Origin of the sequence: Bradyrhizobium sp. 1200_D9_N1_1 (assembly GCF_052075915.1) — a bacterium.
GTDB lineage: Bacteria > Pseudomonadota > Alphaproteobacteria > Rhizobiales > Xanthobacteraceae > Bradyrhizobium > Bradyrhizobium diazoefficiens.
The window spans coordinates 5,551,054-5,564,447 of sequence record NZ_CP197226.1; the positions used below are offsets into that span (position 1 = coordinate 5,551,054).

18 protein-coding genes are annotated in these 13,394 nt (G+C 64.9%); 6 read left to right on the forward strand and 12 right to left on the reverse strand.

The genetic code is table 11. The features are described from left to right. Positions 1–119: 119 nt before the first annotated feature. Positions 120–800: a hypothetical protein gene (locus AB5K84_RS26950; protein ID WP_162185833.1), complete on the forward strand. Its 681-nt coding sequence runs from the start codon at positions 120–122 to the stop codon at positions 798–800. A 24-nt stretch (positions 801–824) separates the two neighbouring features. Here the strand turns inward: AB5K84_RS26950 and AB5K84_RS26955 are convergent, their stop codons facing one another. After that, positions 825–1,178, reverse strand: a complete 354-nt coding sequence (locus AB5K84_RS26955; protein WP_038967551.1) for an ArsC family reductase — start codon at positions 1,176–1,178, stop codon at positions 825–827. A gap of 107 nt (positions 1,179–1,285) precedes the next feature. On the opposite strand from AB5K84_RS26955, the gene AB5K84_RS26960 reads away from it, so the two are divergent. From AB5K84_RS26960 to AB5K84_RS26970, 3 genes are all read left to right on the forward strand, one after another. Next, entirely contained in the window at positions 1,286–1,657 is a 372-nt protein-coding gene (locus AB5K84_RS26960; protein ID WP_011086810.1) for a tRNA-binding protein, read from the forward strand. Positions 1,658–1,874: 217 nt separating this feature from the next. Beyond that, the gene (locus tag AB5K84_RS26965) at positions 1,875–2,507 is read left to right on the forward strand and encodes a TetR/AcrR family transcriptional regulator (RefSeq protein ID WP_011086809.1); all 633 of its coding nucleotides are present in this window, start codon (positions 1,875–1,877) and stop codon (positions 2,505–2,507) included. A 3-nt stretch (positions 2,508–2,510) separates the two neighbouring features. Continuing rightward, complete coding sequence (locus AB5K84_RS26970) at positions 2,511–3,293, forward strand: sulfite exporter TauE/SafE family protein (RefSeq protein WP_011086808.1); 783 nt, start codon at positions 2,511–2,513, stop codon at positions 3,291–3,293. 1 nt (position 3,294) lies between these two features. Here the strand turns inward: AB5K84_RS26970 and AB5K84_RS26975 are convergent, their stop codons facing one another. From AB5K84_RS26975 to AB5K84_RS27025, 11 genes are all read right to left on the reverse strand, one after another. Beyond that, positions 3,295–3,999: a glutathione S-transferase family protein gene (locus tag AB5K84_RS26975; protein WP_038967553.1), complete on the reverse strand. Its 705-nt coding sequence runs from the start codon at positions 3,997–3,999 to the stop codon at positions 3,295–3,297. A gap of 105 nt (positions 4,000–4,104) precedes the next feature. Continuing rightward, complete coding sequence (locus AB5K84_RS26980; RefSeq protein ID WP_165448151.1) at positions 4,105–4,248, reverse strand: hypothetical protein; 144 nt, start codon at positions 4,246–4,248, stop codon at positions 4,105–4,107. 117 nt (positions 4,249–4,365) lie between these two features. Next, a complete protein-coding gene (locus AB5K84_RS26985; protein ID WP_441232695.1) occupies positions 4,366–5,031 on the reverse strand; it encodes a DUF429 domain-containing protein in 666 nt (221 codons plus the stop codon). Positions 5,032–5,058: 27 nt separating this feature from the next. Further along, positions 5,059–5,406 carry a carboxymuconolactone decarboxylase family protein gene (locus AB5K84_RS26990; RefSeq protein WP_011086805.1) on the reverse strand — a complete coding sequence of 116 codons (348 nt, stop codon included), beginning with the start codon at positions 5,404–5,406 and terminating at the stop codon, positions 5,059–5,061. Positions 5,407–5,409: 3 nt separating this feature from the next. Next, a complete protein-coding gene (locus AB5K84_RS26995; protein ID WP_011086804.1) occupies positions 5,410–5,931 on the reverse strand; it encodes an RNA polymerase sigma factor in 522 nt (173 codons plus the stop codon). Beyond that, positions 5,928–6,137 carry a YgaP family membrane protein gene (locus tag AB5K84_RS27000; RefSeq protein ID WP_038967554.1) on the reverse strand — a complete coding sequence of 70 codons (210 nt, stop codon included), beginning with the start codon at positions 6,135–6,137 and terminating at the stop codon, positions 5,928–5,930. Before AB5K84_RS27000 ends, AB5K84_RS26995 begins: the two co-directional genes overlap by 4 nt. 97 nt (positions 6,138–6,234) lie before the next feature. Beyond that, positions 6,235–7,419, reverse strand: a complete 1,185-nt coding sequence (locus AB5K84_RS27005; protein ID WP_011086802.1) for a serine hydrolase domain-containing protein — start codon at positions 7,417–7,419, stop codon at positions 6,235–6,237. Between the two features lie 73 nt (positions 7,420–7,492). Further along, a complete protein-coding gene (locus tag AB5K84_RS27010; RefSeq protein ID WP_038967556.1) occupies positions 7,493–8,185 on the reverse strand; it encodes a GNAT family N-acetyltransferase in 693 nt (230 codons plus the stop codon). A gap of 4 nt (positions 8,186–8,189) precedes the next feature. Further along, the gene (locus AB5K84_RS27015) at positions 8,190–8,537 is read right to left on the reverse strand and encodes a Lin0512 family protein (protein WP_011086800.1); all 348 of its coding nucleotides are present in this window, start codon (positions 8,535–8,537) and stop codon (positions 8,190–8,192) included. Positions 8,538–8,718: 181 nt separating this feature from the next. Next, entirely contained in the window at positions 8,719–10,383 is a 1,665-nt protein-coding gene (locus AB5K84_RS27020; protein WP_011086799.1) for an acetolactate synthase large subunit, read from the reverse strand. A gap of 996 nt (positions 10,384–11,379) precedes the next feature. After that, positions 11,380–12,273 carry a LysR family transcriptional regulator gene (locus tag AB5K84_RS27025; RefSeq protein WP_011086797.1) on the reverse strand — a complete coding sequence of 298 codons (894 nt, stop codon included), beginning with the start codon at positions 12,271–12,273 and terminating at the stop codon, positions 11,380–11,382. A gap of 104 nt (positions 12,274–12,377) precedes the next feature. On the opposite strand from AB5K84_RS27025, the gene AB5K84_RS27030 reads away from it, so the two are divergent. Together AB5K84_RS27030 and AB5K84_RS27035 are read left to right on the forward strand one after the other, a co-directional pair. Continuing rightward, positions 12,378–13,118 (forward strand): SDR family oxidoreductase, encoded by a 741-nt coding sequence (locus AB5K84_RS27030; protein WP_038967644.1) that lies wholly within the window; start codon positions 12,378–12,380, stop codon positions 13,116–13,118. Between the two features lie 36 nt (positions 13,119–13,154). Further along, positions 13,155–13,388, forward strand: coding sequence for a tautomerase family protein (locus tag AB5K84_RS27035; RefSeq protein ID WP_011086795.1), 234 nt, complete (start codon positions 13,155–13,157; stop codon positions 13,386–13,388). Positions 13,389–13,394 lie beyond the last annotated feature (6 nt).

A 13,394-nucleotide genomic window follows, 5' to 3' on the forward strand; every position in this document is an offset into this window, starting at 1 on the left:
TTTTGATGTCACGCCTGCCCGGCCTTCCGGTTCAAGAAAGCACCGGTCGTCAAGCCGTCGTTAACGGTCTTTCGTCCCGCGCGCCAGCCTTCATAGAAAATTTTCCCGCGGCATGGATGATGCGCGGGTTTCGATCTGCCGGGAATATTGTTTTGGATTTCGCAAGCGCCGCTCCCTCCGCCGTCAAGTCGATCAGGCAGCGTGATCTCCTGAACACGTGGCTGCGGCTCTACGCGCGCCAGCAGATCGCGCCGGCGATCTGGGAGTATCAACCTGCGCGGCTCGAGGAAGAGCTGTCCGATCTCATCTATTATACCGTTGACGCCTCAACTCCGGTGCCGCGCCTCATCATCCAGAGCGAAGGCACGCGGATCTCGCGCGCCTATGGACACACCGGCAAAGGCGTGCCGCTGGATGAATATATCGGGCCGCGGCTCGTGCCCTCCGTGATGCCCATCTATTACGAATGCGTCGCGCGCGGGCTTCCGGTCTACAGCGTTGCCGACGTCGACGACATCTATGGGCGCATCGTCGCCTACGAACGCCTGCTGTTGCCGTTCCTCACCGACGGCAAGGTCTGTCACATCATCGCCTCGCTCAAGACCTTCTGCGAGGACGGCGGCTTCGAGATCAAGAATCTGATGCGCGGAAATGACGCGCCGCCGCGACCGAAGCTGCGCGCCGTGATCGATCGCGACCTCTTTCATCGCGCCCCCGGCCGTATCGCGGCCGCCGACGTCGTCGAGTTCGCGGACCAGTCCGGTCCCGCCGACGCCACCGAGATCATCGAGCTGAACTAGCCTTCAGCGCGATTTGGCGCCGACTTACTTCGCCCTGACTTCCTTGGCGTAGATGTCCGGCTTGAAGCCGACCAGCAGCTTGCCGCCGACTTCCAGCACCGGACGCTTGATCATCGATGGTTGCGCTAGCATCAACGCCAGTGCCTTCTTTTCGGTAAGACCCTCCCTGTCGGAGTCGGGCAGCTTCTTGAAGGTCGTGCCGGCACGATTGAGCAGAATCTCCCAGCCGAGCTTGTCGCTCCACTGCTTGAGCTTGTCCTTCTCGACGCCCGCCGTCTTGTAGTCGTGAAACTCATAGGCAACGCCATGGCTGTCGAGCCAGGCGCGCGCCTTCTTCATGGTGTCGCAGTTCTTGATGCCGTAGATGATGTTGGGCAAGACGTTCCTCTCGCATGCGTGATGCTTCGGCTGCGGCGTTGTACGAAACTCCGGTTCGCGCGACAATATTGCGAGCGAAGCTTACGAACTCTGTCAACGGACTCATCATGCACGTCACCCACGATCCCGCCGCGGCCCCGTCGCCGACCATCGACTTCAACAGCTTCCTCGCGGTCGATATCCGCGTCGGCACCATCGTCGATGCCAAGCCGTTCCCGGAGGCGCGCAAGCCGGCCTGGCGGCTGTGGATCGACTTCGGCCCGGCGATCGGCGTGCGCAAGAGCTCGGCGCAGATCACCGAGAACCATCCGCTCGAGACGCTGGTGGGGCAACAGGTCGCGGCCGTCGTCAATTTTCCCCCGCGCCAGATCGGGCCGGTCGTATCGGAAGTGCTGACGCTCGGATTTCCCGATGCCGACGGCAAGGTCGTGCTGGTGCAGCCGGGCAAGCCGGTGCCGAACGGCGGACGGCTGTTCTAGCGGCACACGGTCGCGAGCCGAGCCGTTGCGTCTGTCGGCGGCTCGCCAGCCGTTTACGTCTCCTGTTCCCCGGCTCGGAGCCATCGAGACTTGACCAAAACCCGTCGTTGATCTAAAAATGACTGACTGATCGTTTTTTATTATACCCGCCAATAATCAAGCTGCCCTCGATGAATCGCTAAAACGATCGATCAGTCAGTTATTTGCGGAGGCTCCGATGCCGAAGATCAGCGACAAGCAGCGTGAAGGCCGGCGACGGCAGATCCTCGAGGCCGCCCTCGCCTGCTTCGCCGAGAACGGCTTTCACCAGACCGGCATGGCCGACATCGTGAAGCGGTCGGGGCTGAGCCATGGCGCGGTCTATCTCTACTTCCGGAGCAAGGACGACCTGATCGAGGCGCTCGCCGACGACCGGCACCGCCGCGAAGCCGTGCTCAACTCGGTCGCGCAGGGATCGGGCGATCCGATCGAAGGACTTCACGCGCTGGTCCGCGTCTACGCGCAATGGCTCACCGATCCCGCCGGCGAAGCGCGGCGGCGCGTCGGCATCCATGGCTGGGCCGAGGCGCTGCGTAACCGCCGCGTCCGCACCAGCGTCGTCGAAGGCATCGAGATGCCGCGCGCCCTGATCGTGGCGCTGGTCGAGCGCGCCCAGCACGACGGCCTCATCAGGCGCGATCTCGGCGCCGACGCCATCGCGCGCGTGTTGATCGCTATCTTCCAGGGCTTTGTGCTGCAAAAATGCTGGGGCGAGGACTTTGACGTCGATGCCTGCATGGCGGCTGTCGATGGCGTGATCGACGGCTTCCGCACGACGAAGCCGGACGTCAAGCGACGAACCCGGGCTTGAGCGATGTCCTGGATCTACGAACTGCTCGCAGGCATCGGCGTCGGCCTCGTCGGCGGCGCGACATCGGGCTTCATGGGCACGAGCCCGGGCGGCGGTCTCGTGATCTTCTCCGTTCTGCTGCTCGGCGCGGAGCAGCACGTCGCCCAGGGCACCTCGCTGATCACGCAGGTCCCGCCGACCGGTTTCGCCGGAGTGCGCCGCTACTGGCAGAGCGGCAATCGCAGTCCGCTGCAATGGATCGTCTGGATCGGCATCGGATTTCTCGTCGGTGGCGCGGGCGGCGGCTATGCCGCGGCCGGCGTGTCCGACGCAGTGCTGCAATGGACCTACGTCGTCTACCTCGCTCTGCTGATCGCAGCCCTGCTGCTGCGCCGCGACCGCAAGGACGGAGCTGGCGAGGCCGGCGATCCCGCCGAACTGCCCTGGCTCCCGCTGTTCCTCATCGGCGCGCTGGCCGGCTTTTCCTCCGGCTTCATGGGGATCGGCGGCGGCCTGGCGATCACCGTCGGCCTTGCCGCGGGCCTGCGCGTGCCGCAGCACCAGGCGCAACTCGTCAGCCTCGTCTTCTCGGTGATCCCGACCAACATTCCAGCGGCGTGGATCTACTGGAGCAAGGGGCTCATGGTCGGCTGGCCGGCCATCATCGGCATCGTCGCCGGCCTCTGGGTCGGCACCGATCTCGGCGCACGCATGGCCAATGGCGTCAGCAAATCGGTGCTGCGCCGGGTCATGATCGCCCTCGTCTCGCTGATGGCGCTCTACATGACCTACAAGGCGCTGAGCTAGTTCACGGCCGTTTCGGAATGTTGAGCCCACGTTGCACCGCCGGACGTGTAAGTCCCCGTTCGAGCCATGCGGCAACCGATTTGAACTGGGTGAATTCGACGAGATCACCGGCGCCGTAGAAGCCGATGAGGTTGCGCACCCAGCCAAGCATCGAGATGTCGGCGATGGTGTAGTCGTCATCCATGAACCATTGCCGGCCGGCCAGATGCGTCTCCATCACGCCGAGCAGACGCCTGGACTCGCCCACGTAGCGTTCTAGCGGCCGCTTGTCCTCGAAATCCTTGCCGGCGAATTTGTGGAAGAAACCGACCTGGCCGAACATAGGCCCGATCCCGCCCATCTGGAAATGCACCCACTGGATGGCCTGGTAGCGGCGCGCGGCATCCTGCGGCAACAGCTTGCCGGTCTTCTCCGCTAGATATTGCAGGATAGCCCCGGACTCGAACAGCGGCAGCGGCCGGCCGCCGGGACCGTTGGGATCGAGGATCGCCGGGATCTTGCCGTTCGGATTGAGCGACAGAAACTCGGGCGTCTTCTGGTCGTCCTTGCCGAAATCGACGAGATGGACCTCGTAGGGAAGCCCGATCTCCTCCAGCATGATCGACACCTTGACGCCGTTCGGCGTCGGCAACGAATAGAGCTGAAGCAGCTCCGGATGCCTTGCCGGCCAGCGCTTGGTGATGGGAAAGGCGGAGAGATCGGACATCGGGACCCCGGCATCGTTCGTGAGATTGTCGCCTAATCTAGGCGAGCGGACGAACGGCACAAGGCCGATGCAGAGGTCACACGATCTTTTCGCACTGAAGCCGGATCACAGCGGCCGCAGCAAGTGACTTGTCGCATACACGATATCGCGCTGCGCACGTTGCTCGATGAAGCGCTGCCCGGTGACGAGCAGGGCTCCGGTGAAAACGAGCGCGAGCAGCGCGGTCGCGAATTGACTGGTATCATTCATCGCACGAGCATCTCTGTAATCTCTTCGCACGGGGAACGCGGGCCGACCACCCGCAGTTCCTACACCTGTCAAATAAATTGCCGCTTTATCCCGAGCGCACCTTGGCGGCCGGTCGCCTCAATAGTTGATCTCCACTCGCAATCCGCGCGGATCGATCTCGCCATCACCGACCGACTGCGTGCTGTCGCGCGCTGCGACCGCGCAGGCGCAGGCGTCGATGAGATCGTCACGGCCGATGCCGGTGCCGTGACGCTGCGTCAGCCATTTCCGCAAGCGTGTAAAGCCGCGTTGCTCCAGTAGCGCGATGCGTTGTTCGCGGCCGTGCGCTGATCCCTTGCTCTCCAGCCGTAGGCGCCCGGCGAGATTCCAGAAGATCAATTCCGGATGCGCTTCGCCGATCGTGGCTTGCCGTGCCGGCGTCATGATCTCGTCGACATCCCTGATCTTGTCCCTGATGTTCCAGAGCTGCGCCGACACGCCTCTGCCCTTGCCTTCGTGCTCCCAGTAATGACGATTGGCTGCCGCCATGTCGGGAAATCTCCAGAGGTCGCGGCGCGCGCCGAGAAACACGGCGGGGCCGACCAGTTCGCGCGCACGCAGGTCGCATGTTCGATAGCCGCTCACGTTCAACCCAATCGGCATGTCGATCATCGCGCGCGCATGTGGCATCGCGAGCAATCGCGTCAGCCCCGGCGAATAGTCGAAGCCGTGATCGCCGCGCTCGTCGATCCAGGCTGCGACCCAGCCGTAACGAAATCCATCGAGACCGAGATAATTATTCACGCGTACGACCGAGCCTCCGATGCGCGTTCATCCCGTGGTTTCACCTTGATGTCGTTCGAACAGGCGCTGGGCCAACAGCGCATGGCCGAGCGTGCCGCCGGCGCGGACCGCAGCGGCGATCAACGCAGCTTCCGCGACCTCCTCGCGCGTCGCACCGGCTTTCGCCGCCTGTGCCGTATGCACGTCGAGGCAATAGGCGCATTGCGTGGTGAGCGCGACCGCGAGCGAAATCAGCTCGCGATATTTCGGCGGGATCAAGCCGTCCTTGCGCTCGACGGCATGATTGAAGGCGAGGAAGGCGTTGGCCTCGACCGGCGCGAGCGCGACGAAGGCCGGGACGGATCTCAGGTCATCGGAGTTTTGATAATCGGTCATGTCTCATCTCGTCAGATATTCGCGCATCAATGCGCGGGCGCGATGCAGGCGTGCCTTGACGGTCTGCCTGGACGCGCCGAGTGCGACGGCGATTTCGTCGATGGTCATCTCCTTGACGTCGCGCATCAGCGCGACGTCGCGATAGTGCAGCGGCAGCGCCTCGAAGGCCGCGGCCACGTCGAGCCGCAGATCGGCCTCGGGCCGCGACAGCAGTGCGGCCTCCGCGTCACTCGCAGCGATGGCCGGCATAAGGCCGGCCTTGCGCGCGAGCCGCAGGCATTCGCGCCGAACCACGCTGAACAGCCAGGCGGACAGCGCCAGCAGCGAGCGGATGGTGCCGACATGGCGGAACAGGATCCACAGCGCCTCCTGCGTCGCATCCTCGGCATCCGCCGAGCTGCGGCAGGTGGCGCGCGCGTAGCGGCGGATATCGGGCTGCGCCGTCGCGAGCAGCGACGCGATCGCCTCGGGATCGCCGAGCCGCGCCGCCTCGAACAGGTTGGGCGAGATCGCAGCCGCGCTCACGACACGCCTCCTCGTCCGATTCCGGCCATCGCGCACATCGGGCAGTAGCCGACGAGGCCGGTCAGCGCGAAGCCTGCGCCGCCGAGCGCGACCAGCCACGCCGCAAGCCCCGACAGATACGCGAACGCGGCAATCGCGACCGCAATTCCGAGCGCCACCCGCACCGCCTGATGCAGGCCGCCGATGTTCTTCCTGTAAAATCCCATCACATCCTCCGACACGCGCCGAGGCGGAATGCCTCGAGGACAAGGAGGACGCGACGGGCGAAAAGGATTCGCGGAGGCCTGCAATTTTTTTTCGCGGTCAGGCTCCGACCGCCTGGTAGGCCAGGCGCTTGAACTCGAAGAAGAACGGATTCCAGAAGCCCATGTAGCGCTGGGCCATCAGGACGCCGGCGGTATTCGCCTGCGGGCAGATCCACCAATGGGTGCCGGCAAGGCCGCCCCACTGGAATTCGCCGGTGGAATTCGGCGGATCGAACGGCGTCGGCGCGAAGGTGACGGCGCCGCCGAGACCAAAACCCTTGCCGGGCATCGGCCCGAGATTGGCAAAGCGGATGGTCTGGCCTGCGGGCAGCTGGTTCGTCACCATCTGCCCCAGCGTCTCCGACTTCAGCAGTGTATCTGCCCCAGGCACCAAGGCGCGCACCAGCGCAAGCATGTCCGGCAGGGTCGAGACCAGACCGCCGCCGCCCGAGAGCCGCGGGAACGGACGGCGATAGGCCTGCGGGTAAGGCAGATTGTCGGCCCGCGTCAGACCGGGCTTCATCGGATCAAGCACGTCGGCGCCGGTGTAGAGCGCGACCAGCCTGCCCTGCTGCGCTTCGGGCACGTAGAAGCCGGTATCGGTCATGGCGAGCGGATCGAAAATGCGCGCCTTGAGGAAGGCATCGAGGGATTTTCCGGAGACGACCTCGACAACGCGGCCGACCACGTCGGTCGCCACCGAATATTCCCAGCCCGTGCCGGGATGATAGGACAGCGGCAGATCGGCAAGCTTGTCGATCATGTCGGTCAGCGGCGTCAACGGATTGAGCACGCCCGCCTCGTTATAGCCTTTGAACAGCACCGTGCCGGGGTCGAAGATGCCGTAGCTGAGGCCGGAGGTGTGGGTCAGGAGCTGGCGGATCGTGATCGAGCCCTTCGCCGGCTCGACATCGGCAAGGCTCGAAGCGTCCTGCTTCAGCACCCTGCGATTGCCGAGCTGCGGCAGGAATTTTTCGACGACATCGTCAAGCCCGATGCGGCCCTCTTCCACCAGAAGCATGATCGCGCACGTGACGAAGATCTTGGTATTCGAAAACGCGCGGAAAATGTGGTCGGTCCGGAGCGCGGTTTTGGCTTCGCGGTCGGCAAGCCCGACGCATTGCTGGTCAACGACCTCCCGGCCGCGCAGCACCGCCCAGGACACGCCGGGAATGATCTCCTGATCGACGTAGCGCTGCATCGCCGTCCGTACGGCGGAAAAATCGGTTGCCCTGGCGTCCATTGTTTCCCCCAATTGTGGTTGGGACGGATATAGCGTGAATTCGAAGGAAATGAAGGGCGGTCCTTGAGGGAGCCTATCCCTCCTTCATGAACGCAGTGACGTACAGGCGCCGCCGAATCCGCATGCCCTGTCGCTGGTACAGCGCGATCGCGGACGCGTTGCCGGAAAACACGTGCAGGAACGGAATTTTGCCGCGCGCCTCGATCCGGCGCGCGACCGCCGCGAGCAGCGCCTGCGCATAGCCGCGCCCGCGATAGTCCGGATGGACGCAGACGGCTGTCATTTCGACGAACCTTCCCGGCTTCATCCGCTCGCCGGTCATCGCGACCAGTTCGCCACCGACGCGGATGCCGAGGAATGTGCCGAGCTCATGTGTACGCAGTGCGAATGGACCGGGCTTCGTCAGATCCGTCAGCGCCATCATGGCGGGAACGTCGGCGGCGCTTAATCTGACGATCTCGGCGTCGCGCAGCGAACTGTCAGCGGGCGAGCCGATCATCTGCTCGCCGGTCTCGGCCAGCACCACCTTGAAACCGGCGGGCATTTCGACCGGCTCCGGCGTGAACAACGCGGCAACCTGCGAGCCCGACAGGAGATCACGGAGCGCGGCAAAACTTGCCGCGGACATGTCGGCCATGTCGGCAAACGGCGTCATGTCCACGGGATAGCGCAGCGCTCGCGGGCCACCCTCCGCCAGATGCTTCTGGCTCGTTGTCAGCGCGCTCCAGATCGGGCGATCCAGCAGCGCCTCATCGCTGTCGGACACCGCCCTACTCCTTGTCGAAGCTGACGATGACGGCGGCATTGGCGATGAGGATGGGGTCGTTGGCCACTTCCGTGGCCGAGGGAATCTCAAGTCCGCCCTTGACCGCAGTCACGGTCACGGTGCCGTAGGGCAGCTCCTTCGCAACGGCTTCCTTGTCCACCCCCTCGGGGTTGGGCACTCCGATCGTGACATCGACGAACATGTCGTTCGCGGTCTTGCCGATCATCCGGAAGAAACCGAGGCTCGAATGCCGGATGGCATCCGACACCGCCCGCTTCGCCGCCTTGGTGGCGTCCCTGCCGTGAACGTCGACGCCCATGCCCATCTCGGTGATACAGCGAACGCGAGTCATTTCATATTCCTGTGGCTGGTTGGATTACGTTGACGCAAGTTGTTATCGCATTTTGGCTGATCGGCATACTCCGTCATTGCGAGGAGCGAAGCGACGAAGCAATCCAGACTGCCTCTGCGGAAACACTCTGGATTGCTTCGCTACGCTCGCAATGACGGGTGTGGCGAGAGTGGCGAGCACATCACGCCTTCGACTTCTCGTGAGCCCGCAGCTCATCCACGAGCACCCGCACGTTCTCCGAATAGTCGATCGGGATCGAGACCAGGTGCACGCCGCCTTCCCTGAACGCGGCATCCAGCGTCGGGCCGAAGCTGTCGATACTCGCGATGCGATGGCCCTTGGCTCCATAGGCCTTCGCGTAGAGGACGAAATCGGGATTGCCAAAGGTCATGCCGAAATCGGCGAAATGATCGACTGCCTGCTTCCAGCGGATCATGCCGTAGGCGTTGTCCTCCAGCACCAGCACGACCAGGTTGAGCTTGAGGCGGACGGCGGTTTCCATCTCCTGGCTGTTCATCATGAATCCGCCGTCGCCGGCGACCGCGAGCACGCGGCGATCGGGATAGAGCATCGCCGCCATCATCGCCGACGGCAGGCCTGCGCCCATCGTCGCCAGCGCGTTGTCCAACAACAGCGTGTTGGCGACGCGGGTGCGGTAGTTGCGCGCGAACCAGATCTTGTACATGCCGTTGTCGAGCGCGACGATGCCGTTCTCCGGGATCACCTGGCGAATGTCGTGCACGATCCGCTGCGGCGTCGGCGGCCAGCGCGCCTCGGTGGCGCGGTCGGCGATATGCCTGAGGATCTCCTCACGGAGCGGCAGCAGCGCCGCGGCCTGCGGCAGCTTGCCTTCGAGCCGGTCGGCGAGCAGCTCCAGACTCGGGCCCACGTCGCCGACAACCTCGGCATCCGGGAAATAGACCTGCTCGACGCTGGCCGACGTGTAGCTGACGTGAATAACCTTCGGGCCCGACGGCCCCATGATGAAGGGCGGCTTCTCGATCGGGTCGTGACCGATCGCCACGATCAGATCGGCGGCGTCGATCGCGTCGTGGACATAGTCGCGCTCCGACAGCGCCGCGGTGCCCATATAGAGATTGGTGCCGCCGGGCACGGTGCCCTTCCCCATCTGCGTGGTGAAAAAGGGAATGCCGGTTCGCCGCACGAAGCTCGCGATGCCGTGGGTCGATCGCGGCCGGCTGGTCGCGGCGCCCATCATCACCAGCGGATGCCTTGCGGCGAGAATCATCTCGGCGGCACGATCGAGCGCGGCGCGGTGGGCGACCGGAATCTCGATCGGATGGATCGGAATCACGGGAGCGGCCGGCACTTCATCGCCCGCGATGTCCTCGGGCAGTTCGAGATGCACCGGCCCCGGCCGCTCCTCCATCGCCACGCGAAAGGCATCGCGCACCACGGTCGGGATGCTGGAGGCGCTGATGATCTGCCGCGACAGCTTTGTCAGCGGCTTCATGGTCGCGACCACGTCCACGATCTGGAAGCGCGCCTGCCTGCTGCTCATGATCGGCTTCTGGCCGGTGATCAGGATCATCGGCATCGCGCCGAGATGCGCATAGGCCGCACCCGTGGACAGATTGAGCGCCCCTGGGCCGAGCGTCGAGAGACAGACGCCGGGCTTCCCGGTGAGCCGGCCATGGGTGGCAGCCATGAAGGCGGCCGCCTGCTCGTGGCGGGTCAGGATCAGCTCGATCTTGGAGGTGCGGAGCGATTCCACGAGATCGAGGTTTTCTTCGCCGGGAACGCCGAAGATGCGATCGACGCCTTCATTCTCCAGCGCCGCGACAAACAGGTCCGATCCCTTCACCTTGCGCTCCTGCCCGCTCATGTCGCCTCCCGGTCACAATGTCGGCCCCTGTGTTCGACGGGAACCTCAAGTGTATCGTAACCGCGTGGCGCTCCGGCACAACTCACAAAGCGGCGCAGTTGGCCAACTATGTAGAGAGTGACTGTTCCGTCATCCTGAGGTGCGAGGCTTGCGGTGCAAATGCATCGCAAGCCGAGCCTCGAAGGATGAACGGCCGGGATGCAGCCGGGCCGTCGCCCTTCGAGGCTCGCCCTGCGATACATCGCAGGACGAGCACCTCAGGGTGACGGTGATAAATTGGTGCTCGCGACCAGTCGGATTTCCCAATCGCAGACACATCTTCGCATCCTCGCGGCTTGCTTCGCCCGAGCTTTGCTTCATCGCGACACCCTCCGATGTCAGAGGGCGCAGGGAAGGCCGGGTGCCGGCCAGGCACCCACGGTCCACTGTGCGAAAGGTGGCTACGAAAAATCTGCACAGCGGCATACAGGTGAAGCCCAACACACGGCCTTCCCTGCGCAGTGGTTTGACGGCTTATGCCGCGTTCTCCCCGGGGAGCGATGCACTATTGCCCCCGTCGCCTTGCGGATCGCTGATGTGCGCGCCCGGTCGGGCCGCCGCATCACCGCAAGACTTGGCGCACAGACCCCGGGCGCCAGGACGACACGGTTTTGCCGTACGCAGATCACACCGGTCGTGTGCGCGACGGCCTTCGCTCACGGTTGCCCGCCCTGCGATGCCCTCGCGCCGATGTGACTAGCGTCCACCGCAGCTCACCCCGCGTGTCGTGACGATCGCGATACGCCCCTCTGACCGGGATGAGGTGGCGCACGAATACGCCAAAGCCGAATTTCGGTAAAGTGGAATATTTTTGCTTGAGCGGATTGACCCGCAGCTTGGGTGTTTTGCCCGTCGGGCAACGCAAGCTCTTGTAGCCCGGATGAGCGAAGCGATATCCGGGATTCGTGCGGGCGGCGGTCCCGGGTATCGCTTCGCTCACCCGGGCTACGAGTCACATCAAAGCTTCGCCTCGGCAAAAATGCCCGATATCCAGTCGAGGAAGACGCGCAGGCGCAGCGCGGGCTGGCGGTTTTGCAGGTACAGCGCGGAGAGCGGCGTCGGTGACGGCGGATAGTCGGCGAGCACCTCGACCAGCGCGCCGCTGGCGAGATCATCCGCGAAGCGATAGCGGGGGGCCTGGGCGAGGCCGAAGCCGAGCCGTGCGAGATCGGCCATGGTGTCGGAATTGTTGACCCGAACCCGGCTCGGCAGCACGACGTGATGCAGCGCGCCGGGAACCGAAAATTCCAGCGGCAGCACATCGCCGGTGCGCGAGGAGACGAAGGCGACCATCTGATGGCCGTCGAGCGTATCAGGCGCCCTAGGCACGCCGTGGCTGGCGAGATAGGCCGGGCTCGCCACCGTGATCTCGGCGATCGTGCCGAGGCGGCGCAGGATCATCCCGCTGTCCTCCGGCTCGCCCGACCGGATCACGCAATCGATGCCTTCACGCACGAGATCGACCAGGCGGTCGCCCTGCCCGATCTGCAAGTCGAGCTGCGGATAGCGCGCCAGGAATGCCGGCAGGTGCGGCAGGATGAAGGTGCGGGTCAGCAAGGGATGGGCGTCGATGCGGAGCAGGCCGCGCGGCCGCGCATCGCGCATCGCAGTTTCCGCTTCCTCGACCTCGGCCAGGATCGCGACGCAGCGGCGGTAGTAGTCCTCGCCGTCGAGCGTCGGCGTGACATGCCGCGTCGTGCGGTCGAGCAGGCGCGCGCCCAAGCGCGACTCCAGGCCGCGCAAGACCTCGCTCGCCGTCGAGCGGGGAATGCCGAGATCGGCGGCCGCAGCCGTAAAACTCTGCCGCTCGACGAGGCGAACGAACAGACGCATGGCGTCAAATCGGTCCATGGCCGATTGTTCACCACAGCCGACAAGTGATGGCAAGTCTGAGGCGATTATCCGGCCACGGCGATCAGCTAAATCTCCGGCTGAAGACAACGAGGAGACCTGCCATGACCCACCAACATCAGCGCGCCGCCATCGTGACCGGCGGCTCCCGCGGCATCGGCGCAGCGATCGCCCGCCGGCTGGCGCAGGGCGGGATTGCGGTCGCGATCAACTATGCGAGCGGCCGCGCGGCTGCCGATGCGCTCGTCGCCGAGATCGAGGCCGCCGGCGGGCGCGCCATCGCCGTGCAGGCCGACCTCGCCGATTCGGCAACCCCTTCGCGGCTGTTCGATGCGGCCGAGCGCGCCTTCGGCGGCGTCGACATCCTCGTCAACAATGCCGGCATCATCGAGCTCGGGCCGCTCGCCGAGGTGACCGATGAAGCGTTCGCGCGGCAAACGTCGATCAATCTCGGAAGCGTGTTCCGGTCCTTGCGCGAGGCGGCGCGGCGGCTTCGCGACGGCGGCCGCATCGTCAGCTTCTCCTCCAGCGTGGTCGGTCTCTACCAGCCCGGCTACGGCGTCTACGCCGCGACCAAGGCCGCGGTCGAAACCATGACGCACATCCTCGCCAAGGAGCTCGGCAGCCGGCGCATCACCGTCAACGCGGTGGCGCCCGGGCCGGTCGAGACCCGGCTGTTCCTCGAAGGCAAGAGCGAGCAGCAGGTGCGCGCCATTGCCGCCATGAACCCGTTCGGCCGCCTCGGCCAGCCCGACGACATCGCAGGAATCGTCGCCTTCCTCACCGGTCGCGATGGCGGCTGGATCAACGGCCAGGTCATCCGCGCCAATGGCGGCGTGGTCTGACGCACGGCACGATCGCATCACACGGAGAGACCCATCATGCCTTTCGCCAACATCAAGATTCCGCAAGCCGCGCTGTCTCGCACCCAGAAGGCGGAGATCGTGCATCGCCTCACCGCGCTGTTCGTCGACTATTTCGGCGAAGCGGCGCGGCCGCACACGATGGTGCTGATCGAGGAAGTCCCCGACGGCGGCTACGGCCGCGCCGACGAGGTGTTCGTCGTTCCCGACGCCTGGCGCGCCCGCGACGCCGTCACGCCAGCTTCAGGCTGAGCTCGG

Bases quoted from the DNA above. Each gene is read 5' to 3' on its own strand.
- AB5K84_RS27015 (WP_011086800.1), bottom strand. From the start codon at position 8,537: ATGACTCGCGTTCGCTGTATCACCGAGATGGGCATGGGCGTCGACGTT.
- AB5K84_RS27035 (WP_011086795.1), top strand. From the start codon at position 13,155: ATGCCTTTCGCCAACATCAAGATTCCGCAAGCCGCGCTGTCTCGCACC.
- AB5K84_RS27025 (WP_011086797.1), bottom strand. From the start codon at position 12,273: ATGGACCGATTTGACGCCATGCGTCTGTTCGTTCGCCTCGTCGAGCGG.
- AB5K84_RS26980 (WP_165448151.1), bottom strand. From the start codon at position 4,248: ATGAATGATACCAGTCAATTCGCGACCGCGCTGCTCGCGCTCGTTTTC.
- AB5K84_RS26975 (WP_038967553.1), bottom strand. From the start codon at position 3,999: ATGTCCGATCTCTCCGCCTTTCCCATCACCAAGCGCTGGCCGGCAAGG.
- AB5K84_RS26965 (WP_011086809.1), top strand. From the start codon at position 1,875: ATGCCGAAGATCAGCGACAAGCAGCGTGAAGGCCGGCGACGGCAGATC.
- AB5K84_RS26970 (WP_011086808.1), top strand. From the start codon at position 2,511: ATGTCCTGGATCTACGAACTGCTCGCAGGCATCGGCGTCGGCCTCGTC.
- AB5K84_RS27030 (WP_038967644.1), top strand. From the start codon at position 12,378: ATGACCCACCAACATCAGCGCGCCGCCATCGTGACCGGCGGCTCCCGC.
- AB5K84_RS27020 (WP_011086799.1), bottom strand. From the start codon at position 10,383: ATGAGCGGGCAGGAGCGCAAGGTGAAGGGATCGGACCTGTTTGTCGCG.
- AB5K84_RS26990 (WP_011086805.1), bottom strand. From the start codon at position 5,406: ATGACCGATTATCAAAACTCCGATGACCTGAGATCCGTCCCGGCCTTC.
- AB5K84_RS26960 (WP_011086810.1), top strand. From the start codon at position 1,286: ATGCACGTCACCCACGATCCCGCCGCGGCCCCGTCGCCGACCATCGAC.
- AB5K84_RS27000 (WP_038967554.1), bottom strand. From the start codon at position 6,137: ATGGGATTTTACAGGAAGAACATCGGCGGCCTGCATCAGGCGGTGCGG.
- AB5K84_RS26950 (WP_162185833.1), top strand. From the start codon at position 120: ATGCGCGGGTTTCGATCTGCCGGGAATATTGTTTTGGATTTCGCAAGC.
- AB5K84_RS27005 (WP_011086802.1), bottom strand. From the start codon at position 7,419: ATGGACGCCAGGGCAACCGATTTTTCCGCCGTACGGACGGCGATGCAG.